Source organism: Sporofaciens musculi (genome assembly GCF_009830285.1).
GTDB classification, from domain to species: domain Bacteria; phylum Bacillota; class Clostridia; order Lachnospirales; family Lachnospiraceae; genus Sporofaciens; species Sporofaciens musculi.
In genome coordinates, this window is sequence record NZ_WUQX01000001.1 from 2,997,785 (window position 1) to 3,018,832 (window position 21,048).

A 21,048-nucleotide genomic window follows, 5' to 3' on the forward strand; every position below is an offset into this window, starting at 1 on the left:
CTCACCTCAACGTATATTATACAAAATGAATGTGGAATAAATATGAAATTTGTTCAGAAAATAAATTTAGAGCATTTCTGTTTATAAACAAATATTGTAAAAGCGTGCAAATCTGGCAAGAAATGCACGCTATATCTGTTTATCCTACAATCTTCCAGTTACTATCCTTATGTAGTACAAGCTCGTACTGTGATACCTGCGTCGCCTTTGTCTGATTATCAATGAATTTTACCGCTACCTTGACTTTCACATTATCCCCGTCCTTTGTAAAGATAGGGTTTACAAATTCAGAATAAAGGTAGTCCCTGCCGATAGGTTCAAGTACATTACCAGATACATAATAGGCAAGCTCTTTTTCTGTGGCTGTTGGGTAGAGCTTAAAGAATGTTTCCAGAAATGCGGTAGCGTCATTGACAGTATCAGCGTCTACGCTTGCGTCTGCTTCTAGTGTCTTAGGCTCATAGTCTGATTTTTCGATTGCTGGTGCAAGGGTAGGGTTCTGAACGATTACCATATCCCCGTCAGCGTCCACATGGACTTTTACGGTATAGGTTGCTTTCACATTGTTTGTCTGTTCTCCCTCTTTTATCTGCTGATCTACTTCGTAGGTAGCAGAAAAAGTGTCCGTTCCCGACTGTTCAATACTCCATACAATCACATCTGTAACTGTGGAGCTGGTCGGTATATCCGTTCTGATTGTATCAATATTCAAGTCCTGCAATTCCTTTGTCAGATAACCGTTGATTGCCTGCGTCCTTGCTTCAATCGCTTCTTTGCTGTTATTCCATGTGTAATAAGACTTCGCAAAGTTCTTCACGAAATTTTCTATCCCGTTGGTGTCCTGCAAGCGAAGTTCAATGATTTCTTTTTCATGGGTCGTGTGTTGGTCGATAGCGGTAAAATTCTTATATACCCCAAAGCTCACGCTTGCGATAAGCACCCCCCACAACGCAATCACGGTTTTCTTATGTGTGCCTACCTTAACGGTATGCACCTTTTTTTCTTTTGGTTCTTTGAGAGTTTCTGTCTGTTTCTTATTCTTCTTAAACATATTTTTCAAGTCCTTTCTATTGTTTTACTCGTCCTGCACCGATTAAGTGCTGTTGCCAGTAACTACTGCTTAGGTCTGCATATCCTATCGGGTCGCCTGCATGGTACATCTGGTTATTTCCTACATAAATGCCGACGTGGGTTACATACGAACCAGCGTTATAGGTAGAATGGAAAAATACCAAGTCCCCAGCCTTTGCCTGCGAGAGTGGAAGATGTTGGGTTGCGTCATACTGGGCTTGTGCGGTTCTCGGTAAGGAGATACCAGCTTTTCCATAGCACCATTGCACAAGTCCGCTACAATCAAAGGAAGTGTTCGGGTTACTGCCACCATACACATACTTCCAGCCTTGATATTTCAACGCTTCATTCATAATCGCTTGTGCCGTCGCATTTGGTGTTAGTATATAAGTGTGGACAGGAAAAGTTGAACAACCTATACTATCAAGTGAAAAAGCAAAGGAGATGTTTTACATGGCGAAAAACCAGAAATCTTACACTCCGGAATTCAAGCAGCAGATCGTGGATCTGTATAATGCCGGAGGAACCTCGTATCCGCAACTGGAGCGTGAATATGGCGTAAATCGAAGCACACTCAGCAACTGGGTAAAACAGCTCTCCCCCATCAAAGTATCCGGGGAGGAGACGGTCACCCTTAAGGAGTATAAGGCTCTCCAGAAAGAAATCCAACGCCTTAAGATTGAGAATGAAATATTAAAAAAAGCGACCGCCATATTCGCGAAAGAACAATAGCCGAGATTGTTTCCTTTATCCAGAACAACTTAACCCGCTACTGTGTATCTCAGCTTTGCAGCGCTCTGAAATTCCCAAGGAGTACCTATTACAAGGCTCTGGTTTGTGTACCCTCAAATAAGCAGAAGGCATATGCGGAATTCGGCAGGAAAGTGAAACAGGCATATGATGACTCAAAACAAAGGTATGGGGCTGTCAAAATATGCCGTGTGCTGAATGATAATGGTACACCTTGCAGCGTCAAGAGGGTGCAGAGGCATATGGCAGAGCAGGGACTGCGCTCTATCGTAGTAAAGAAGTACAATCATCATGCCAACCATGGCAGCATCCCGGAGGATAAGAAAAATATCCTGAGGCGTGATTTTGGGACGGAGACCATCAACCAGAAATGGTGTACGGATATCACTTACATCCATGTACAGAAAGAAGGATGGACCTATCTGGCTTCTGTCATGGATCTGTGCAGCCGAAAGATTATAGGGTATGCCTATGGCACATCTATGACGGCGGAACTGGCGGTTAAAGCGGTAGAAAACGCATGCCTGAATGTCAGGGATACCGAGGGGATCATCCTTCATAGTGATCTTGGAAGTCAGTATACGAGCCAGGCATTTGAAGACTGCCTGGGCAGTAAAGGAATCCTGCATTCATTTAGTCGTAAGGGAAATCCATACGATAATGCCTGTATGGAATCTTTCCATTCCGTACTGAAAAAGGAAGAAATCTATCTTCATACTTACCAGGATTTAAGGGAAGCTCGCAGAGCAATCTTTAAATACATAGAGGGCTGGTATAACCGTAAACGGATCCATAGCTCTATCGGTTATCTGACACCACAGCAAAAGGAGGATGAGGAACTCAAAAAAGCAGCATAATCTTTCAACTTTTTTTGTCTAAAGTATTGACATAGATCCACATTGTCAAAATGTGCCACGGTCAGATATTGATTGACTAATTCCACATAGAACATATTTCCATAGCCATACCGCCAGCCCCCATTCTTTGCAACGGCTATCGGGTTGGTGTAGGTTACTTTCTTTCCACCCGATTTTTCACGGGCGAAGTTCTCTGCAAGATTAAAGGTGTGTTTCTTTCCTTTTCCTGCCACATATCCCACATAGCCACCGCCATAGTTATAAGACTGTATTGCTACATTCAAATCGTCGATACCTTGATTTTTGCAGGAAGAAAGCAGGGACGCAAAATACTTACACCCCTGCTTGATTGAGCTTTCCGTATCTAAAGAGTTGGGCGGTAAACCAAGACTTTCCGAACTCTGCATAACATCTTCTGCCGTACCGCCACTTTCTACTTGAATGATAGCCAGTAACACATTGACATACTCGGAAATGCCGTATTCTCTGGCGTATTTTTCCACCATAGGCTGATGTTTCAAGACTTCTGCGGATAAGTTCATACCCGTAATGCCAGAAGAAAAATTGCTGTTCTCGTCGTCGCTGTCCGCACTAATCAACACTCCAAAGAAAAGCACCAGAGAAAAGAGGATAGGAAACAGACTGCCGATAAGAGCGATATGTTTCAGTTTCATTTTTTCTTCTGTCCTTTCTTCGTTACAAGGTTACGAGTTTTCTCTATGGTCTGTTGGTTCTTCTGGACGCTCTGCGTCTGCTGAACCTTTGTCCTGCGGTCTTTGGTGTAATTCTGGCGTGTTTCCTGCGATACCACTTTTTCTACATTCTGCCTATGTACTGTCTGTGCAGGCTGGGTCGCTTTCCTATCAGAAACACCAGAAGATAACGGACGCTCTTTAATAACATTTGTCTTGACTGGCTCACTTGCTTTTGAAGTGGTCGCTGTGGCAGGACGTTTCACTTCCTGCGTTTTTTCAGCACTCGGCTTTGAAGCTGTGGCTGGTCGCTCATGGGGACGGGTAGCTCCCGTTGTCGCTGATCCGTCAGCCTTTCGCTGTGCCTGCCTTGCTTCTTGTGCCTTTTGAAGCTCCATACGCTTGTCAGCGATACTCTGTCTATGCTGTTCCTGCTTTTCTAAACGTCCCGTCTGTCTGGACTGCTGTTCCTGCACCATGCCACGCTTGAAATCAGACACGCTGGACTTTGCCTTTTCCTTTGCGGAATACACCGCATAAGCGGTCTGTGTCGGCATATCCTTGATATTCTCTTTGACAGCGTTTGCTTTGTCTTTCACTTTATTTTTCGTATCTAAGACAGCACCCACCTTTGAACCTGCACGCTGTCCCATGCTGGAAGTGGTATTGCCCCGACTGTCTTTTGTAGCTGTGTTCCTTGTCGGTTTTCTGTTTGAAATCGTGCTACCTGCCACCGCACCAGCGACACCGCCAGCCGTAACCGCACCAGCAAGCCGTCTTTCCATACGCCTAGCTCTATGTCGCATAAACAGATACGGTCTGTGGAATATCCTGCGTCCCATGTTTTGACTGTCGCCAGCGTTCAAAGAAAACATATTCATTAAGTCGCCTAACTTGATAAAGATACCTGCAAAACACACTATCTGTAAGAACGCCACCATAAAAAACGGGTACTCTTTGGAGATGTTATAAAACATACTGGAAATACTGAACGCTACCGTTACAATGAGCGTAATTCCTGCCCGTGTCATTATGGTATTAAACACCCTCACGATTGCCTGCTTTGCCAGATTTTCTTGACTAGGTATCATAGAAAGAAGAAAACTGATAGGTAAAAACATTGCAAAGATAATAAAAAGTATCTGGCTTAACATCATTATCCCCGTCAATAAGAATACAAAGATTGTGATACCTATATTAAAAATGAATAGGAAGAACACCATGCCTAAACGGTTCACGACCTGCGGTATCGTCAGATTGTTGTTGTCATTGTCCTCGATTTCTGTTTTCACGACTTCTTCTCTGGTTTTCCCGTCCTCGTCCTCTGGGCTTGCCGATACAAGAGCTTCCACACGGTCTGCCCCGATTTCCTCTGCGTTGCTGTTACCGAATTGAAGTAAAAGCCACGGCTGTTCCACTTGAATAGAAAATAAGCTGTCCCGTATCAAGTCCACGCTGTCCTTGCCCTCGCTGTCAGAATTAGGGAGCATGATTTTTGTTCCCAAATCAAGTGAAGCGGTACTGATGTCTGATGAAAACTCATTTATCTTCTTGATGTAGTCGGGAGCGTAAGCAATAAACGAAGCGGATAGTACGAACACCACAAGAAAATTGATAACCGCTTGAACCGCTTTGCTGGTTTCTCTTTTTATCAGTCCCGTATAGGCAACATAAATACCAATGATTAAAATTATCAGTAATAGAGAACCTACATAAAATCCCGTACTCCCAAAACCATTCTCGGTAACGCCTGCAAGTGTCTGTATGCTCTTTCCGATACTGTCTGCCATATCATTGATGAAGTCCAGTTTGTAGGCTTCCTGCACCACATAGCCCGTAGCATTGCTTAAATAAAGGCTTATCGTCCAGATAAAGTTGGTAATGCAGTAAAGCCCGTACTGCACCGATTTTCCAATCCCGTCCAGCCAGTTCCACGGAAGCCACGACCAGCTATTATCCACATAAAAATCAAGCTGGTAGTTGGAAAGGGGATATTTTGAATATAGATTTTCTGCGTTTATGGTATCGTCCACAAGCCCCGTCGCATGAGCCACCGTCCCCAGAAGTGAAAGCAGGATAAGGGAGAGTGCCACCACGAACAGAGCCATTTTGAGAAAGTGAAGTATCTTCTTTTTTGTGAACGCACCTTTTATCCTTTCTTTCATCACTCCACCTCATTTCTCTGTACGGGCGGTCTGGTATCAAAGGCGTGTAGCAGTTCTTCAAAAACTGGGTGTATCTGCACCACACCGACACGCCCGTATAAGTCCTGCAATAAGCATTGTCCGTTCTCCAAATCACGCAAGCGTTTCTGGTTATTTTCGTCGTCCTTGTCGATACCGAAAAATTCTAAGGTCTGCTTTATCTCGTTGATGTCAGTAGAACGAAAGGCAAACTTCAAGCCGATATTGTTTTTCAGACTTTCCTTTGACACGTCGCCAGAAGATTGTGTAACGAAATAAACGCCTGCCTGCATAGCTCGTCCAGCACGCACCAGCTTATTTGATAAGGTTTCTCCTTGTGCCACATTTAAGAACGCCCACGCTTCGTCAAGGTCTACAATCTTAAAAATACTTCTGTCCGAATGGATAAAATCAAGAGCAAAGGTACTAATCACAATCAGCATAGACACCGACAATAATTCAATGGTCGTGTATTCCTCAAAGGTCGTGTCCTTATCTGGCAACACAAGGTCGGCTACTTGAATGATATTGAGCTGGTTATCCAGACTGATAGCATTTTCTACCGTACCGTCTGAAAACAGCAGGTGTGCAAAGTCGTAGTCCGTGAAGCTGTCGATATGGTCTGCAATATTTCTTGATATGGGCGTATCTTCACGGCGTAGCTCGTCTATCACATGGAGCAAGCCCCGACTGTCGCTCTGGGTAACGGAGCGAACCGCTTTACGAAGTACGGGGAATTTTTCGCCGTCCCTAGAGGAAATACCCGTAAGGAATGTCAAGATGTCGATTGCCAGACTTTCAGCGTCTTTTACATTCTTCATAATCACGAATGGGTCAAGAAGTCCTGCATTGTCCTTGTCGCTGGTAAGATTTACGATATTGATTTCATGGGCGATTTCTGGGAGCGTTTTTTTCCAGTTGCCACGCTCTGATTTTGGGTCTAAGATAACCGCTTGTCCCCCAAAGAGAACCGAATAATACACCAGAAGATTGTTACAGAACGACTTTCCACCGCCAAGCGAACCGACAAAAGCAGACGCAAGGGCATTTGTAACTGTACCTTTCACACCTTGACTGGCAAGGGACGGTTGCAGGTACACATTTCTTCCCGTATCAACGGAATAGCCCATATAGATACCCGTAGTTTCCCCTAACTGCTGTGTCGCACCAAAACCAAGCCCTGCCAAGAAGTCTGATTTTACATACTGCACATAGTCGTTGATATATCGCTTGCTGGCAGGAAGAAATTCAGAATGAAGCCCCAGCATATCCCCAGCAGGACGCACCAGCTTTACATTGAGGTCGTCGTAAAAGTCCTTGACTTCATCACAACGGCGTTTCAGCTCGTCAAGATCGGGTGCAGACACCCGTATCACGTAGCTTAACTTATACATACTTTCTTTGCTCTGGTCTAAGTCTGTTTCCAGCTCGTCCACGCTATCTAATGCGTCCACCACATTTGAGCTGGTTTCACTTCCTGCTTGATAAGCGTGATTGTCAAGGTCTTTCAATTCCTTTTTCTTGTTGCGGACTGTTGTTAATGCTTTTCGATTTTCCACGATTTCTACATTCATAGAAGTATCAACGGGGAATGTGAATTGCTGTTGCTGGAAATAGAAGATTTCAGACGACGGAAAATCAAGCTCCCCGACAATCGTATTGACAGTAAAGTAGGACGCATAACTTTCCTTGTCCTCATGTTCCAATCGTAAATACCGCTGGCTTTCCTCAATCACACACCTTGTCGGACGGATAAGGTCGTAGTATTTTATCAGCGTTTCTTTGTTCAATTTTTTCTTTGGTAGCTGGTACTCATAATCTTCATAGGCGATACCGTCCCTGCCGTAAAGATGTTCCATGAGATACCCAAAATCATTGATTTCCAAGCGACGCACCTTAAAGCGACGGGAGATTTTATTTTCCAGTAACTTTTCCATTTTCATGTAACGGTTGATTTCATCATTCGGCATGGAAACAAAATCATTCATCAGCGAGTGGTTCACTTCATGGAGAAATTCTGTGAACGTCAGCCAAGCCGATTTTTTGATGTTCTTCAGATTAAGCTGTTCTTCCGTAACCATGAGCTTAAAGCCAAGAAAAAAGCGGTAATCCACTTGATTGTCCCCAATCATAGATACTAACGCTTCGGTCTGTTCGTCTATTTTCTGGTAAGCAACTTCCTTTAATTTTCCAGTTACCAGTTTCTTTGACTGTTCCTGCATACTGCGGATTGAGCTTTCTGTGGCAATCTGCAAGGCATGAATTTTACCCTCACGGGACTGTGCGATAAGCTGTCGAAAGCTGTCATGCACGATAAATTTCTGCTCTGCGGATAAGAAAGAATAGTTGTACGGTATCAGCTCATAGTAGGCGAATACCTCATTGTCCTTGTTCCAGACAAGGTTATTGTCAATATATTTTATCGGGAACATAGTTCACACTCCTTACTGCCGTGATTGTTTCATTCAAGGTCTGCTTATGCAATTTTACGGCTTTTCCTGCATAAGTGATTTTAGGTCGCAACGCATAAGTTATCTGTGATTTCAAAAAGCTGTACGGCTTCTTTCCGTCAAAGGTTTTCTGCGACATAAACCAAGTGAGAGCAACGGGAATACCGAAGTATTTGAGAAATGCTCCCTCAATCATGGAAAGTGGGGGAATATCCCCAAACAGAATGATGATAAATTCCGTAATCACAAACCATGTAATCTGTGTAAAAGTAACGGGAAAGGGCAAGTTAAAATCATTGATTGCATATAAGACTTTTTCCACGTTCCAGATACCCGTGTAAGATTTAATCTTTTTCAAGTTCTTTCAGCTCCTTTCGTAAGTTCTTCAAAGAGAAAAGGACAGCCATTTTCAGACTGTCCCTTAAAGAGAAATACGCTGTCAGTAGCAACAATGCTTGTCGCTGATCTTCCAGCGTTAATATGGTATCTCGCACATACCTCGGCTTGTTTCAATGAAGCAACCGCCCATATCCAAATCTCGCCCGTAGGCTTCATAGTCAATGTAGTTCTGCAAACTGGGTGGAATATCCCCAAGTGCCTGCAATTCGTCTATGTAGTAGTAGGCAACGTCTGTCATGGTTTCACAGTCGGGATAATAATAAATATCGTCCTTATGTTCCACGACTTCTTCCAGCGTCCCGTAGTGGCTGATAAATTCGTCCAGACATTCTACGATATAGTCGGGAAGTTCCTCTATCATTTCATACATCTCGTTGAGTTCTTCAATGGAAACATACTCACCAATCGCAATCGGGAAGTTATCGGTATCATGGATTGCGTATTCCTCATACTGTTCATTCAAGCCGATTTTTTCTTTCACATCTTCCTCGTCAATGGGAAATGTGAACCAAGCACCGACTAAATAGCCCTCGTTGTATTTGCCAAGATTAGCAATATAAACCGCCATATCATCAATCATAAGCACCACCTCATTTCCTACTCTGGCAGTTCAAAGATACCGTGTTCTGTTACTAAAAATTTCCCGTGTTCCTGCAAGTGAGAAGCATAGGCTTCAAAGTCAAAATAGTAGGCTTGACAGTCCTCGGATAAATGTTTGAACGTCGGGTCGTTCATCAGCTTTTGCTTTGCAACATCTATCATGCTTTTGCAGTTGGGATAAACCGTAATCACATTCCTGCAAATATAAAGTGCTTCTAAATTTTCATATACGGTAAGAAGTGATACATATTCTTCCTGCATATCACTTGAAAGCTGACGGTACATAAAATCTAATTCGTTGAGCTGGTACACGCTTGTATGTTCGTGAACTTCATCAGCATAAGGCAACACCTTTTCGATAATACGGTAATCCCCACTTTCTGCACCGACACCTAACTTTTCTTCAAACTCGGCAACATCTATCGGCAGTTCAAACCAGTATGATGTTGTTTCTTCGCCAGTTGTTCCTCTCGTTTCCACCAGCACCCTTGTTTCCTGCATTGTTCCTCACGTCCTTTCTGTTGTTTTATCACATCTTTTATGGTCTGGTACGACATACCAAACACATACTTTGAAAAATCTTCTAACTGTCTTTCTTCATAGTCGGCAGGGTTCAGTCGTTTCATTTCATGCCATACCTTACGCTTGTAAGAGGGCAGGTCAGAAATATAATCACAGCCGACCTTTGCCTGCATATCCTTAAAAATATCGTTCATTTCATCCCTCCAATCTGAAATTTGGGTATGAAAAAAGCAGTCAATCCTAAGACTAACTGCTTTGTGTGTAGGGATATAAAATTGTTTTTAATCTTGAATAGGTATCCAAATTTCAATAACTGAATTATCTCTATTCCAATGGAAACGGTAATCATATTTTTCAAAGTGCAGGATAATATTTTTTATAGGGGTATATGGTGTATTAGGAATAATTTCCTGATAAATTTTTCCATAAGTTTCATATATTTTTTCCATAGCACCGATATGCTCCATGACCAAATATTTATAAGACGGTATTTCTTTATACAGAAAGTTGTCTGGAATAATAGTTCGCTTTGGTATAGAACAGAAATAATAAAGTTTTCCATTTCTCCGTTCCATAAAAGCATATTTTACCCAATTTTCCGATTGTGAAAGATATGATTTCTTCAAATTACTGTTAAACTTTCTCCAAAACTGCGTACTAATCTGAATATTCCTTTTTTGGTAATTCGTAAGCTCTACTTCCTGCCCAATAACTGAAAATGCGTCTAATTCTCTTATAGAATAATTCATCATTTTACTTTGTGAGCAGTGATAACGGTATAACTGTACACATTTATTGTAATGATACAATTATCAATCGTTATGTACCAGTTTTTCCCTTTTCTTATAATTTCTGCATTAGAAAGACTGATTTTTTCTTTGCACCATTCAATCACGTTTTCTACATTCAAAGATAAGTTCTTTTTAATTCTAATAACGCCAAGTTCAGTTGTATGAAGTCTATCCAAGTTTTCCAGTAATTCATTTGCCATATTTTGACACCTCATTTTTCAACAGATTTATTTGTATATTTCATATCCCAATTATATCATTCTCATACCAGCACCACAATAAAATTTTATGCACCGATAATCTTATTGAACAGCTCTAACAGTACATCTTTCACACCACCAGCATTGAATACCAAGCCGACAGCAATCAAGGCAACTACCAAGAAGCCGATAAGTTTTGAAAACTCACGCTTGAACCCTAAGTAGATACCGATAACCACAATCGCCATAAGCACTAAGCTCTGTGCGTTTGATAAAAACCATTGATATAAATTTTGTCCGAAATTCATTTAATTGTCCTCACTTTCTTTTAATTGTTTCATTTCACAGTCAGCTTCTTTGCCGACATTCAAAATACACATCAAGACTACGCCGATACCCATTCCCATAGATACCAGCAGGAAGTCTTTTAATAATACCCACATTTTTTATCACTCCTAACTTTCTATCAAATCTTTTGCAGGGGTCGTCTGCTGTTTGATTATCATTTCATGCTTTTCTGTGAGCTTTGCCTGCTGTTCGATAGTTTCCATGTAGTCTGTACCGTTTCCTTTATCAATCTTTTTCAGCATTTTCAAGGTCGGTGCTACCTGCCTTTGTACCCAACGCAATGTACGGTCTAAGGTATAAGGTTCTGGCTTTGTCGTCAGCTTCAAGCTCTGTCTGTTATCGCCGATAAACCACGCCCAGCGGTCATTGAGTTTCCAGTCATTTTTTCGCTTGTCTGGTTCTTCATCAACAAACCGCACATACTGGTTGATGATAGAAAAGGCGGTCTGTTCTGCGTCATAATAGGTCAGCAAATCCCGTACTGCATAATAGGCACGTTCATTTCTAAGCCGTATCTCAAAACGGTTGATAATGTCGGCTTCATCAAGCGGTGTACCTAATTTGACATACTGTTCATAGTCTTTTTCATAGATACAGAAATACACATCTGATTTCAGCGAACCAAGATAAAGGGTACGTCCCATATATTCTCTGTCGTCCTCTCTGTGCTTGATAAGCTCGCCCGACTGGTAAAACTTATAACTTCTGGACTTTCCGATATATTCCCGTTTCCTGCATTTTTCCGCAAGCTCTGGAATATCCAAAATGCCCGTATGGTCGTTGATAGCAAGGTCGATACGCTTCATCACGCCACCGTCTATAAGTGCGTCCATAAGAAAGTCATACCAGCTTCTCTGTTGTGCCAGCAGGTAACTTTCAAACTGTCGGCAACCACGCCCCTTTAACTCTAAAAGGACACCTTTTTCTTCGTCTGCCGACGTATAGATAAAGATGTCCCCTAATGAATAATGCTCCGTATAGCTGTAATGTCCGTAATCTTCATGGAGCATATAATTGATGTTCAGTTTTAATATATCTTTGATGATGTGCTGTATATCCAGCGTGGGAAAACGAATTTTTACATAATCAAACAGCATGGTAAGCGGTGCTTCTGGATTGAACTTTGCCAGTTCTTTATGCAGAGTTTCCAAAAGCTCCTTTGACGGCTTCATTTTTCCGCTTTCTATCTTGTTGAGATATTCCCTTGTGATACCAGAAGCCACCGCCAGCCTGCCTTGTGAGATACCGTAAGCAATCCGTTTCTCCCGTAATTCTTTTATCCATTGTTCTTCATTCAGAACCATACCCCCAATCTGTAAAGTGTGAAGTTTTTTAAAGCGCCTTCACAGCCGATTTTTGCTAGGAAATCATGCCAGAAGCCTTATGTTTCCTATGTTTTTTATCTATTGTCTATTTGCAAACGTACCCCTCTGTTAGATACCGAGGGGTTTTACCTGCTGGCGTGGCTGACGCCACACCAGCAACGGCTAGTCCGTGCCGTCGCCTTTCGCTTCGCACGTCGCCGTCCCGTCCTGCCTTGCTTGTGCAAGAAAACCGATTGTCTGCAAAAAATCATGTCCTTTCGGGACTAAAGGCGTGTAAAATTCACTTATGACGCTTGTTCCCACATCACAATAGCCACGCCCTTTGATACGCTTTTGGAAAAACTGCTTTTTCACATCTGAACCAAACAGCATACCGTAACCTAACTCGCTGATACGCCCCAATCCCACACGGAAATTGAAGTTATCTCTGATACCGTCCGAGAAATATTTTGCGTCTGGACGCTGGCAGGCAACGATAAGGAAATAACCTGCTTGTCGTCCTAACATGACGATTTTCTTTAACTGGCTAAGTAAGCCCACACTTTCTTTTGTCCCTAGCATTTCAAAAAACGCCACATATTCATCAAAGATAAGAAAGCAGGGTGGCAGTCCCAGATAGGCGTAATTTTCGCCCGTCTTATAGTTCGGGTGTCGTTTCATTTGCTCGCTTCGCTGTACCATGCCCTCATAAAAAGCATTGACACAGTCTATCATTTCTTCTTTGGTGTGATACACGTTTCCCATGACTGTTCCCAAGTCTGCTAAGTCCGCATTTTTCGGGTCTAAGATGTAAAGGACAGCGTTGGTATGCAGTAGAGCTTCAATGAGCGTCAGAAGAAAATATGTTTTACCGCCACCAGTCCCACCAGCAATCAAAGCGTGAGGGAGTGCGTCATATTCCCAGACAAGATTTTTCATCAGTCTAAGACAGCCGTTCTCTGCCCGTACTTCATCAATGGTAATGCGGTTCGCTATCATATCATAAAGCAGGGTATATTCGATATAGCCGTCATGCAGGGTCTTGTCGGTCAGCTCACAATACAAGCCACTTTCCAATTTATCCTCTAACCGTAAAAGCTGGTCTTGATATTTCCCCAGCGTAATTTCACAGCGGATATGAAGCAGTCCCTTTTCCATTTGATAATAAATCTTTGGAAACCAGACGATTTTTTCCCTTGATCTGCTTTGCAGGTCAGTAAAAAAACCACTGTCTTGTACGGTATCGGCTTCATACCACTTATTTTCCAGTATCATTCGTGCCAGCTTTTGACGGTGCAGGAGCTTCTTGAAACTGTCGTAACAGAAGCGGTAGTACAGAAAAGCGACCAATGCACAAACACCAGTCGCTATCAGTATGGTTATGAAGTTGTAAGGAGAAAGCGTCAAGCCGTTCTCTAACAAGCTGAAATGCTCCCAATCGGTACACATGAACTGTTTTATATTCAGTAGCAAAAGAACCGCCACAAATACAAACAGAAGCGTCCCTATGGAAAAGTGGTAAACAAGGTGCTTGTCGCTGGCTCTGATACGGTGTCCTTTATTCCAAATCTTTTGCATAAATCAATCACTCCTTTCTGGGTATAAAAAAAGTGGTCAATCATATAGACTAACCACTTTATTTCTAAAGAAACCATGTCCAATTATATAGTAGAAAATTACATGCACAAGCTAACACCAAATAGATAACTGGCTCGAAGTTTCCCAATGAAATAGTTCGCTGTTTTTCTTTTTTATTAAAGAAATGATTTCCAATCATTTTCCACACTACATATCCTAAAACCGCACCTAATGTATTCATCAGCAAATCATCAATATCTACCAAACGATTAGTTGGTAATTGAGCAAATTCGATAAATATTGAAAATGCCAATCCTGTTAAGGCTACTTTTATCGGATTTCTAAAATTTCTCCATATATAAGGCAATAGAAATCCTAACGGCATAAGCATAATTATATTCATGCAATAAGTGAATAAACCGTCTGACTGAAATGGGATAATTCCTATATTTGCTTGTTGAAAAGTTTCAATCAAACCACCTTTTGAAATAATATCCCATACAGAACCGATACCCGTAACAGAAAAAACAAGCCATATATAAATCATCATAGTGTAAGTCCAAAAATAATGTGTAGAAGTTGATTTTTTCTTACACAACGATAAAATTACTTGATATAGCATTACTGGAACCACAGTTAAAATAATAGGAATAGTCATCATTATAATCATTATTCTCACTCCTCTCTGAAACTATATTTAATATATTATCATACAATTATGAATAAAATCTCAAAGATAAGCAAAAGAATTTCTTGATTTTCTACAATTTTATTTTTTCGGCTGTCCCTGCGGTGTATGGTTCTGTGGATTACCTGTGTTCTGATTGCCTTTATTCTTCAACACAATATCCTCTGCTTTTACATACCAGTCCACATCTGCACCCGTATAGGTCTTTCTTGATACCGTATCGGCTACGGGATTGACAAGCTCCACGACTGCATTGTACGGAAATTCCCTCAACGGTACTTCTGGCGGTACAGACACGGGGATAATTCCACCATGCAGACTGCACTTCAAATCATAGATACGCTTTTTAAGCTGGGTACTCGGTGTCCCGTCCTCGTTCTGCAAGAACACATCACGCACCGCTGTAAATTTTAATTCTCCAAATGTTTTTTCTTTGTCAATAACAAACCCGTTTGATAATCTCATAAATTCTTCACTCCTTTACTTTTCTTCAACTGCTACAATATCATCAGCAACTAACACATAATCGGTATGTCCCATATCCCCGATTGCGTAACCTCTGCCGTATAACTTCGGATTGACAAGTTTTACTTTCTGCTCATACTTGAAATGCTTTTCGCCAGCCTGCACGGGAATTTCCACCACAACATTTTCGCCTTTCTGTACGTCAGAATAAAGGTTATAGCTTCGTCTGGCTAAGACCCTGCGGTTATTTTTATCTCTTTCAAAGACTGGCTCGCTTTCGCCTGCAAATTCAAGAGTTCCAAAAGACTGTGCCATATCTGGCACGACATATTTCATTTCCATATTGTTTTACCTCGTTTCTTTCTATATTCGATAAGTTTTTTGATTGTGATTTCTTATTCTGGCGGTTTGGGAAGTACCAGCAATCCCCCAGATAGTAAAGGGTAAAATCAATGCTTACGCACCCTTGACTATCCGTGTTCTTGCAGGTTGTAGGCAGACAAGCCAGAATAAGCAAAAGTCTGCCGTTTGACAGCTTCGGCGGAGAGCGTGATTTTTCTTTCATCATACCATTACCGCCTTATGATTTCTTCAATTTACGGCGTTTGTAAAGATATGTTCCAGCCAGTCCACCAGCAGACGCAAGCAACATCACAACAAATGCCATTACATTTGTACTGTCGCCCGTTTTGGGACTGTCGCTAGGTCTGTTAGGCTTTTCTGGTGTCGGTGGTGTTTCGGGTTTCTCTGGTTCTTCTGGCTTTTCCTTAAAGGTAATTGTCTGTCCCTTATCCTCAATATCCTTATGCTCGGTAACTTTCTTCGGCTCGTCTGGATTGCTTAAATCGTACAATTCTTCAAAAGTTACAAGCTGTTTGCCGTCAAGAGAAGTAGCGTCAAACGTAAAGGCAACTTCTACTTTCATAGTTTCGCTGTCAGCAGTAAACGTATAATCACTTTCCACACGCTTTCCATTGATAAGAAGTTCTGCATTTTCTTCTTTCAACATCTGCCAGCCCACAAGTTTGTACTGTGTACCGATTTCTAAGCCCTCTAAGGTTACGGTATCAATGATTGTAACGTCTTTTCCAGCTTCAATCTCTTTGTTGCCGTCCTTATCGGTAGCAGTCGTATGAATTTTGATGATACGCTCTGTGATAAGTACGGTTTGCCCGTCGTCCTCAATGTCCTTGTGTTCCGCAACTTTTACGGGTTCGTCTGGATTGCTGAAATCATACAATTCTTCAAAGGTAACAAGGTTCTTGCCACCTAAAGCAGACGCATTGAATGTATAGGAAATTTCCACTTTCATTTCTTCCTCATCAGCGACAAAGGTATAATCGTTTTCTACACGTTTCCCGTCAATAAGAAGTTCTGCGTTTTCTTCCTTTTGAAAATTGTAACATTAAATGCGAAAGGAAGCGAAAGCCTCCCGACGCATTATTTTTTTACCACAAAACGGGCAACACTGGCCCCTCGGCCATTTTGTAAAGTCTGTATTTATCGGTGAAGGATAACAAGTTTTAAGTCCGGTTTTTAAGGTGAAAACCGGGCGGCGGTGGAGAGCAGCAACGCCTAAAAAGGCTCCATGTCGTTCAACAAGTTTCCGGCTTTTAAGGTGAAAGCCGGTACGGTCAAGGCGGCCCAGAAAAAAGACGCCAGCCGGAGCGCGGGAGGCCGGTTGAGAAGTACCCGCCCGAAAATGCAGATTTTACAAAATGGCCGGAGTATGCACCCACACCACAAGGAGGTGAGAACGTGAGAAACTACCGATATTTGACACTGGCAGACCGCGAGGCTCTGGAGTCCCGCTATCTCAAAGGAGAACGCCCGCAGGATATAGCCGACTCTCTCGGCATGCATGTGGCGACTATCTACAAAGAGCTGAAACGCGGGGACACTGGGGATCTTGACTGCAACATGCGGCAGGGCTACAACGCAAAGCTGGCCCAGCTGCGGCTCCAGCAAAACCTCAAACGCCGAGGCAGCAAGGCCAAACCTGAACAGCAGAAACTTGAAACTGTCACCACATAACGCACAAGAAAGGAACACTCCGCCATGATGTTAGAAGAATTTGAAAAAAGAACGGGCTACTTCCCTACCATGGAAGAATACGCAGCGATCGAGAAGGCTTATATGGAATTTAGCGGCGACAAAGACGCCTTTTGCAAAGCCTACAAAAAGAACGAGGACGGGATCGCCGAAAGGATCCAGCGCGAGGTAAATATGCAGCACATCAACGCGCAGAGCGAGGCCGAGAGAGCTCAGAAGGCCATGGAAGAACGGATCGCGGAACTGGAGAAGGCGCTGGAACGCGAGCAGGAATGGCGGCCCTACGAGGACACCGACAACGTGCAGCAGGCCGACTACGAAAGACTGGCGAGCCAATCTGACACCGAGCACATGAGCGACGAAAAGGCCAAGGATCTGCTCTATGAGTGGTACGGCTTCGCCAAGGAGAAGATCAAGATCCACCGGACGCTCCCGCGGTACGAAGTCAACCGGCACCGGCAGCTCCGCAAAGTCGGAGAAATCGACCGGGCCCCGCTCTACAATGCGACCGACTGGAACTATATCCGCTTCGACTGCGGCTGCATGAGCTACGAGCTTTACAACGACAACCTGCGGCCATATATGCACTGAAAGGAGGCACCGGCATGGCAAACACTGACGACTTCAAATATGACGCCGCTCTCTTGTGCCGGGCTTCGTTTCCGGCCGTTCTGGAGGACGGCGGCCGCCCCGGCATTGTGGAGGTATCAGTTTACCGGCTCAACGCCGTGGCCGCCACCAGCTATTCACTTGACGGGGAGGATCCTCTGCTCCATTTCCTCGGACTGGATAAAACAGATACATACATCACCCGGCATGAAATTGACGACCTTTTCACCGTCGTTCACGCCAGAAGGGAGGCAGAACCATGGCAGCAATAAACACGATCGCAAAAGAATGGGCTGGCGAGCTCCGCGACGGGATCGCGTGGGTGATCGTCTGGAAAACCGGTCGGAGCTGGAACGCTACGGCGGTATGGCTGAACAGTGACAACGACACCTTCGAGCCGGAGGATCTGGAGCGGGCCCGCAAGATACTGGAGCAGGATCCAAACGCTGTTATGCTAAATGGCTACTACTGCGGACACTTCGGCGAGGACATGACCGTGGCAGAGCTGGCGGCAGGGATCCGCTGGCACTACGAGAACGGCTACAACCTGCTGGACGGCTCGACGGCATTTCCACCGGGGCCTATGGAACACCTGGCAGATCAGCAGCAGGAAACAGATAAATGCCCAGCGCCCAGCGCTCTGTATATTGACGGGAAATGCTTCACCGGACAGATCACAGAGCTGACGCTTCCGCGCTTCTCCCCTCCTGAGCTGAACCTCCCAGAGCTTCGGAGCCCGCCCAGCATGGAGCTGAACCTCACGATCACACCGAACACGGCCGCGGCTATTCTGGAAGCCCTACAACCGGCAGTGCTACGCTTTTTCGAGGCGCTTGTCAACGCTGCAAGGGAGGCGTGGGCTGGGATCAAACGATCGGCCAAGGCGGCGGGCAGGATCGTGGCCCGGATCGCTGGCAGGTGCATAGACGCCATGCTCTACAAAGCAAACGATCACCCGAAATGGTGGCACTACTACAAGCACGCTAAAAAGTACCGTGTGCGCAAAAAATACCGGCGACGACTGGAGCAGCAACTCTGTGATAAGCTGCTGGCCGCCGCTGCTGGATAGGAGGTGGACACATGAGCAAATCTAAACCGTACCGCGTATGTCCGAATTGCGGCTGCAATTTGGATCCCGGCGAGCGTTGCGACTGTAAAGAACGCGCGGAGCTGGACGCCGCCAAAGAAGCCGCGCAGCTGGCAGCAGACCTGACGCACATAGACCGGCGCGAGCCCGTACTCATGCCCGGCGCATAAGCGGCGCACGCTATGAGACATGCCGCGAGTGCGGGCTGGAATGGAATATAAGCAAACAAGCGACGATCCCGTGGTATGGCTATCTCTGCCCGCGGTGCCGGGCAAAGTATAAGCAGCCACGCAGGATCCAACCGAAAGGAGCAAACACATGAGAAACGAGGTTATTTTTGACAGAAAAGGGATCCCGGACATTATGGTGGTATTCACACCGGACGAGCTGGGCCTCCCGGCAGAAATCAGAGGCAAGGCCGTGAAGGAGTACGCGATCAGCAAGTACCCCAACACCCTGATCGGGGGCGTGCCCCACTCCATGCCCTACCAGCAGCCCGCCGTAAATATCAACCACGACGAGGCGATCCGGCTCTGCGAAAGCAAAGGCCCCGGCTGGCACCTTCTGACAAACGACGAATGGGCCGCCCTGGCACACCAGAGCCGCAAAAACGGCACCCTCCCCCGTGGAAACACTGACTGCGGAAAGAGCCACAGCCACCCGGAGGAAACCGGCACTACATACAAAGACAACAGCGGCAGCAGTAAAACCCTGACCGGCTCCGGCCCGGTGACATGGAACCACGACCACACAGCCGAAGGAGTCGCCGACATGTGCGGCAATGTCTGGGAACACGTCGGCGGGATCCGCTTCATAGACGGCAAGGTGCAGGTGATACCGGGAAACGAGGCAGCAGCAGGCGCGGATCAGTCCAGAGACTCAAAGGAGTGGAAAGCGATCTACACAGCCGACGGCGATCCCGTCTACTACAACGTAGAGGACGGCGAGATCAAGCTCCAACCGATAGCACCGGAGGGCAAAGACTACGACGGCGTACAATTCACCGATCTGAACACCTCGGCGCTGGAAGTCCCGGAGAAGCTGATCGAGCTCGGCCTCTATCCTGCGCCCGGATATGAGGGCACGGACTACTTCTGGCTGGACACTGACGGCGAAAGGATCGTGGTCCGCGGGGGCGCTTGGCCCAACGGTGCGAGCGCTGGTGTGTTCTGCTTCGACGGCTACAACTCCCGCGCGTTTGTGTCTTGGGGCGTGGGCTTCCGCTCCGCTTTAATTCGATACTCTGGCGACTCTGGATCTCTGGACGATCTGGACGACGAAGCCGCCGATCTGAGCGACGCGCCGCAGGAAATCAAGAATGAGATCAAGGCTAACGCCGAAAAACTGGAGCATAAAGACACCATGACGGATATCACAAAGGACTGGCCCTTCCCCCTTCCTGACACGCTGCCGGGCATGATCCGGCTGACACTTGCCAAGGTACTGACAGACATATACACAGCCGCAGGCGGGCAGGACGCGCTCAGCTTCCAAAGTCTGGCCTACAATGCCAGCGAGGCAGAAATCAAAGTGGCGATCCCGATTGCCTCACAGCTGGCGCAGATCAACATAGCAGCCGAGGCCATGAGGCGCGGCATGGAGCAGCTAAAGCTCGCCGCCACCACTTCACTGACACTGACACTCGGAAAGGAGGCCGCCGATCGTGAATAATCTCCGGGAAGTATTCAGGAAATATAAGGCCGTCGTGTTCTTCGACGTGGAGACAACCGGCCTCGACGCCAAAACCTGCCGGATCATAGAGCTGGCAGCAATCAGGATCGAGCGGGCAGGTGACGGCACCCTCTACACAGCGGGCCGCGCTGACATGCTCATAAAACTGCCAGACGGACAGCGGATCCCCGAAAAGATCACAGAGCTGACCGGGATCACGGACGAACAGCTGGAAGCCAGCGGCGTGACTGAATACAACGCTGCAGCAGCCTTCGCCTTCGAGTTTTTGACCTGCGGGCCCGTCCTTCTGGTGGCCCACAATGCACAATTTGATCTTTCATTCACTCAGGAAATGCTCGGCCGGTATGGAGACGACGCGCTGCAACTTTTGAAAGACTGCGACTATCTGGACAGCCTGACGGTGTACAAAGACCGGAGGGACTACCCACACAAACTGGAGAACGCGATCGCGGCCTACAATCTGGGGGACAAGGTAAAGAACACCCACCGGGCGATCGACGACGTGAAGGCACTTTTTGAGGTATGCAGAGCCATGGACGACGAGCGGCCCGATCTTCTGAAATATGTGAACACCTTCGGCTACAACCCGAAGTACGGAGTCGGTGGACAGAGGATCGAAAAAGTGAGCTACTGGCCGCAGCGTTTCAACAAATACATGCAGCCGCCAAGCTGCACACTACCGGCCCTGATGAAGAAAAGGAGGAAATGAA

Annotated in this window: 27 protein-coding genes and 3 pseudogenes; 10 read left to right on the forward strand and 20 right to left on the reverse strand. The window is 45.3% G+C overall.

Annotated elements, in window-relative coordinates:
• Nucleotides 1–139 precede the first annotated feature (139 nt).
• Both GN277_RS15085 and GN277_RS15090 read right to left on the reverse strand, forming a co-directional pair.
• Nucleotides 140–1,051: a conjugal transfer protein gene (locus GN277_RS15085; protein ID WP_159751734.1), complete on the reverse strand. Its 912-nt coding sequence runs from the start codon at nt 1,049–1,051 to the stop codon at nt 140–142.
• 16 nt (nt 1,052–1,067) lie between these two features.
• Nucleotides 1,068–1,445, reverse strand: a pseudogene (locus GN277_RS15090) (C40 family peptidase); the annotation flags it as partial.
• A gap of 79 nt (nt 1,446–1,524) precedes the next feature.
• On the opposite strand from GN277_RS15090, the gene GN277_RS30275 reads away from it, so the two are divergent.
• A complete protein-coding gene (locus GN277_RS30275; RefSeq protein WP_244324733.1) occupies nt 1,525–1,803 on the forward strand; it encodes a transposase in 279 nt (92 codons plus the stop codon).
• Nucleotides 1,804–1,820: 17 nt separating this feature from the next.
• Nucleotides 1,821–2,678, forward strand: a complete 858-nt coding sequence (locus GN277_RS15095) for an IS3 family transposase (protein ID WP_244324962.1) — start codon at nt 1,821–1,823, stop codon at nt 2,676–2,678.
• A gap of 41 nt (nt 2,679–2,719) precedes the next feature.
• Here GN277_RS15095 and GN277_RS15100 read toward each other — a convergent pair.
• The 18 genes and pseudogenes from GN277_RS15100 to GN277_RS15185 all read right to left on the reverse strand — a co-directional run.
• Nucleotides 2,720–3,352, reverse strand: a pseudogene (locus GN277_RS15100) (lysozyme family protein); the annotation flags it as partial.
• Nucleotides 3,349–5,535: a CD3337/EF1877 family mobilome membrane protein gene (locus GN277_RS15105; protein ID WP_159751735.1), complete on the reverse strand. Its 2,187-nt coding sequence runs from the start codon at nt 5,533–5,535 to the stop codon at nt 3,349–3,351. The gene GN277_RS15105 and the pseudogene GN277_RS15100, both read right to left, overlap by 4 nt.
• Complete coding sequence (gene tcpF, locus GN277_RS15110; protein ID WP_159751736.1) at nt 5,535–7,985, reverse strand: conjugal transfer ATPase TcpF; 2,451 nt, start codon at nt 7,983–7,985, stop codon at nt 5,535–5,537. Before tcpF ends, GN277_RS15105 begins: the two co-directional genes overlap by 1 nt.
• Nucleotides 7,963–8,361, reverse strand: a complete 399-nt coding sequence (locus GN277_RS15115; protein WP_004843362.1) for a conjugal transfer protein — start codon at nt 8,359–8,361, stop codon at nt 7,963–7,965. Before GN277_RS15115 ends, tcpF begins: the two co-directional genes overlap by 23 nt.
• Nucleotides 8,362–8,478: 117 nt before the next feature.
• Nucleotides 8,479–8,982, reverse strand: a complete 504-nt coding sequence (locus GN277_RS15120) for an antirestriction protein ArdA (protein ID WP_002323345.1) — start codon at nt 8,980–8,982, stop codon at nt 8,479–8,481.
• 17 nt (nt 8,983–8,999) lie between these two features.
• Nucleotides 9,000–9,503, reverse strand: a complete 504-nt coding sequence (locus tag GN277_RS15125; RefSeq protein WP_159751737.1) for an antirestriction protein ArdA — start codon at nt 9,501–9,503, stop codon at nt 9,000–9,002.
• Nucleotides 9,422–9,718, reverse strand: coding sequence for a conjugal transfer protein (locus GN277_RS15130; RefSeq protein ID WP_159751738.1), 297 nt, complete (start codon nt 9,716–9,718; stop codon nt 9,422–9,424). Before GN277_RS15130 ends, GN277_RS15125 begins: the two co-directional genes overlap by 82 nt.
• 87 nt (nt 9,719–9,805) lie before the next feature.
• Nucleotides 9,806–10,276: a GyrI-like domain-containing protein gene (locus tag GN277_RS15135; RefSeq protein WP_077707137.1), complete on the reverse strand. Its 471-nt coding sequence runs from the start codon at nt 10,274–10,276 to the stop codon at nt 9,806–9,808.
• Nucleotides 10,273–10,515: a DUF3781 domain-containing protein gene (locus GN277_RS15140; protein ID WP_077707136.1), complete on the reverse strand. Its 243-nt coding sequence runs from the start codon at nt 10,513–10,515 to the stop codon at nt 10,273–10,275. Before GN277_RS15140 ends, GN277_RS15135 begins: the two co-directional genes overlap by 4 nt.
• 86 nt (nt 10,516–10,601) lie before the next feature.
• Nucleotides 10,602–10,823 (reverse strand): hypothetical protein, encoded by a 222-nt coding sequence (locus GN277_RS15145; protein ID WP_002323342.1) that lies wholly within the window; start codon nt 10,821–10,823, stop codon nt 10,602–10,604.
• Nucleotides 10,824–10,958 carry a DUF3789 domain-containing protein gene (locus GN277_RS15150; protein WP_002322987.1) on the reverse strand — a complete coding sequence of 45 codons (135 nt, stop codon included), beginning with the start codon at nt 10,956–10,958 and terminating at the stop codon, nt 10,824–10,826.
• Nucleotides 10,959–10,970: 12 nt separating this feature from the next.
• The gene (mobT, locus tag GN277_RS15155; protein WP_159751739.1) at nt 10,971–12,167 is read right to left on the reverse strand and encodes a MobT family relaxase; all 1,197 of its coding nucleotides are present in this window, start codon (nt 12,165–12,167) and stop codon (nt 10,971–10,973) included.
• Between the two features lie 183 nt (nt 12,168–12,350).
• Entirely contained in the window at nt 12,351–13,745 is a 1,395-nt protein-coding gene (locus tag GN277_RS15160) for an FtsK/SpoIIIE domain-containing protein (protein ID WP_159751740.1), read from the reverse strand.
• 64 nt (nt 13,746–13,809) lie between these two features.
• Nucleotides 13,810–14,415, reverse strand: a complete 606-nt coding sequence (locus GN277_RS15165) for a VanZ family protein (RefSeq protein ID WP_159751741.1) — start codon at nt 14,413–14,415, stop codon at nt 13,810–13,812.
• A gap of 99 nt (nt 14,416–14,514) precedes the next feature.
• The gene (locus GN277_RS15170; RefSeq protein ID WP_159751742.1) at nt 14,515–14,898 is read right to left on the reverse strand and encodes a YdcP family protein; all 384 of its coding nucleotides are present in this window, start codon (nt 14,896–14,898) and stop codon (nt 14,515–14,517) included.
• Nucleotides 14,899–14,913: 15 nt separating this feature from the next.
• Nucleotides 14,914–15,240 carry a YdcP family protein gene (locus tag GN277_RS15175; RefSeq protein ID WP_002606075.1) on the reverse strand — a complete coding sequence of 109 codons (327 nt, stop codon included), beginning with the start codon at nt 15,238–15,240 and terminating at the stop codon, nt 14,914–14,916.
• Nucleotides 15,188–15,466 (reverse strand): hypothetical protein, encoded by a 279-nt coding sequence (locus GN277_RS15180; protein ID WP_081484684.1) that lies wholly within the window; start codon nt 15,464–15,466, stop codon nt 15,188–15,190. The genes GN277_RS15175 and GN277_RS15180 overlap by 53 nt, the downstream gene beginning before the upstream one ends.
• Nucleotides 15,467–15,478: 12 nt before the next feature.
• Nucleotides 15,479–16,288: pseudogene (locus GN277_RS15185) on the reverse strand (SrtB-anchored collagen-binding adhesin); the annotation flags it as partial.
• 198 nt (nt 16,289–16,486) lie between these two features.
• Here GN277_RS15185 and GN277_RS15190 point away from each other — a divergent pair.
• The 8 genes from GN277_RS15190 to GN277_RS15225 all read left to right on the forward strand — a co-directional run bounded on the left by GN277_RS15190 (nt 16,487) and on the right by GN277_RS15225 (nt 21,047).
• Complete coding sequence (locus GN277_RS15190; RefSeq protein ID WP_159751743.1) at nt 16,487–16,660, forward strand: hypothetical protein; 174 nt, start codon at nt 16,487–16,489, stop codon at nt 16,658–16,660.
• Nucleotides 16,657–16,932, forward strand: coding sequence for a helix-turn-helix domain-containing protein (locus GN277_RS15195; RefSeq protein ID WP_159751744.1), 276 nt, complete (start codon nt 16,657–16,659; stop codon nt 16,930–16,932). Before GN277_RS15190 ends, GN277_RS15195 begins: the two co-directional genes overlap by 4 nt.
• Before the next feature lie 24 nt (nt 16,933–16,956).
• Nucleotides 16,957–17,541: a hypothetical protein gene (locus GN277_RS15200; protein ID WP_204162753.1), complete on the forward strand. Its 585-nt coding sequence runs from the start codon at nt 16,957–16,959 to the stop codon at nt 17,539–17,541.
• 14 nt (nt 17,542–17,555) lie between these two features.
• A complete protein-coding gene (locus GN277_RS15205; RefSeq protein ID WP_159751746.1) occupies nt 17,556–17,831 on the forward strand; it encodes a hypothetical protein in 276 nt (91 codons plus the stop codon).
• Nucleotides 17,819–18,628, forward strand: a complete 810-nt coding sequence (locus tag GN277_RS15210) for a hypothetical protein (protein WP_159751747.1) — start codon at nt 17,819–17,821, stop codon at nt 18,626–18,628. The genes GN277_RS15205 and GN277_RS15210 overlap by 13 nt, the downstream gene beginning before the upstream one ends.
• Before the next feature lie 11 nt (nt 18,629–18,639).
• The gene (locus GN277_RS15215) at nt 18,640–18,816 is read left to right on the forward strand and encodes a hypothetical protein (protein ID WP_159751748.1); all 177 of its coding nucleotides are present in this window, start codon (nt 18,640–18,642) and stop codon (nt 18,814–18,816) included.
• Between the two features lie 148 nt (nt 18,817–18,964).
• Nucleotides 18,965–20,317 carry an SUMF1/EgtB/PvdO family nonheme iron enzyme gene (locus GN277_RS15220; RefSeq protein ID WP_244324734.1) on the forward strand — a complete coding sequence of 451 codons (1,353 nt, stop codon included), beginning with the start codon at nt 18,965–18,967 and terminating at the stop codon, nt 20,315–20,317.
• Nucleotides 20,310–21,047, forward strand: coding sequence for a 3'-5' exonuclease (locus tag GN277_RS15225; protein ID WP_159751749.1), 738 nt, complete (start codon nt 20,310–20,312; stop codon nt 21,045–21,047). Before GN277_RS15220 ends, GN277_RS15225 begins: the two co-directional genes overlap by 8 nt.
• Nucleotide 21,048: the final 1 nt, after the last annotated feature.

What these genes read in the sequence shown, in the direction of transcription:
- GN277_RS30275 (WP_244324733.1), top strand. Translation starts at nt 1,525, where the DNA reads ATGGCGAAAAACCAGAAATCTTACACTCCGGAATTCAAGCAGCAGATC.
- GN277_RS15200 (WP_204162753.1), top strand. Translation starts at nt 16,957, where the DNA reads ATGATGTTAGAAGAATTTGAAAAAAGAACGGGCTACTTCCCTACCATG.
- GN277_RS15105 (WP_159751735.1), bottom strand. Translation starts at nt 5,535, where the DNA reads ATGAAAGAAAGGATAAAAGGTGCGTTCACAAAAAAGAAGATACTTCAC.
- GN277_RS15150 (WP_002322987.1), bottom strand. Translation starts at nt 10,958, where the DNA reads ATGTGGGTATTATTAAAAGACTTCCTGCTGGTATCTATGGGAATGGGT.
- GN277_RS15135 (WP_077707137.1), bottom strand. Translation starts at nt 10,276, where the DNA reads ATGATGAATTATTCTATAAGAGAATTAGACGCATTTTCAGTTATTGGG.
- GN277_RS15160 (WP_159751740.1), bottom strand. Translation starts at nt 13,745, where the DNA reads ATGCAAAAGATTTGGAATAAAGGACACCGTATCAGAGCCAGCGACAAG.
- GN277_RS15210 (WP_159751747.1), top strand. Translation starts at nt 17,819, where the DNA reads ATGGCAGCAATAAACACGATCGCAAAAGAATGGGCTGGCGAGCTCCGC.
- GN277_RS15140 (WP_077707136.1), bottom strand. Translation starts at nt 10,515, where the DNA reads ATGGCAAATGAATTACTGGAAAACTTGGATAGACTTCATACAACTGAA.
- GN277_RS15170 (WP_159751742.1), bottom strand. Translation starts at nt 14,898, where the DNA reads ATGAGATTATCAAACGGGTTTGTTATTGACAAAGAAAAAACATTTGGA.
- GN277_RS15125 (WP_159751737.1), bottom strand. Translation starts at nt 9,503, where the DNA reads ATGCAGGAAACAAGGGTGCTGGTGGAAACGAGAGGAACAACTGGCGAA.
- GN277_RS15215 (WP_159751748.1), top strand. Translation starts at nt 18,640, where the DNA reads ATGAGCAAATCTAAACCGTACCGCGTATGTCCGAATTGCGGCTGCAAT.
- mobT (WP_159751739.1), bottom strand. Translation starts at nt 12,167, where the DNA reads ATGGTTCTGAATGAAGAACAATGGATAAAAGAATTACGGGAGAAACGG.
- GN277_RS15205 (WP_159751746.1), top strand. Translation starts at nt 17,556, where the DNA reads ATGGCAAACACTGACGACTTCAAATATGACGCCGCTCTCTTGTGCCGG.
- GN277_RS15175 (WP_002606075.1), bottom strand. Translation starts at nt 15,240, where the DNA reads ATGGAAATGAAATATGTCGTGCCAGATATGGCACAGTCTTTTGGAACT.
- GN277_RS15130 (WP_159751738.1), bottom strand. Translation starts at nt 9,718, where the DNA reads ATGAACGATATTTTTAAGGATATGCAGGCAAAGGTCGGCTGTGATTAT.
- GN277_RS15165 (WP_159751741.1), bottom strand. Translation starts at nt 14,415, where the DNA reads ATGATTATAATGATGACTATTCCTATTATTTTAACTGTGGTTCCAGTA.
- GN277_RS15120 (WP_002323345.1), bottom strand. Translation starts at nt 8,982, where the DNA reads ATGATTGATGATATGGCGGTTTATATTGCTAATCTTGGCAAATACAAC.
- GN277_RS15220 (WP_244324734.1), top strand. Translation starts at nt 18,965, where the DNA reads ATGAGAAACGAGGTTATTTTTGACAGAAAAGGGATCCCGGACATTATG.
- GN277_RS15180 (WP_081484684.1), bottom strand. Translation starts at nt 15,466, where the DNA reads ATGATGAAAGAAAAATCACGCTCTCCGCCGAAGCTGTCAAACGGCAGA.
- GN277_RS15190 (WP_159751743.1), top strand. Translation starts at nt 16,487, where the DNA reads ATGTCGTTCAACAAGTTTCCGGCTTTTAAGGTGAAAGCCGGTACGGTC.
- tcpF (WP_159751736.1), bottom strand. Translation starts at nt 7,985, where the DNA reads ATGTTCCCGATAAAATATATTGACAATAACCTTGTCTGGAACAAGGAC.
- GN277_RS15145 (WP_002323342.1), bottom strand. Translation starts at nt 10,823, where the DNA reads ATGAATTTCGGACAAAATTTATATCAATGGTTTTTATCAAACGCACAG.
- GN277_RS15085 (WP_159751734.1), bottom strand. Translation starts at nt 1,051, where the DNA reads ATGTTTAAGAAGAATAAGAAACAGACAGAAACTCTCAAAGAACCAAAA.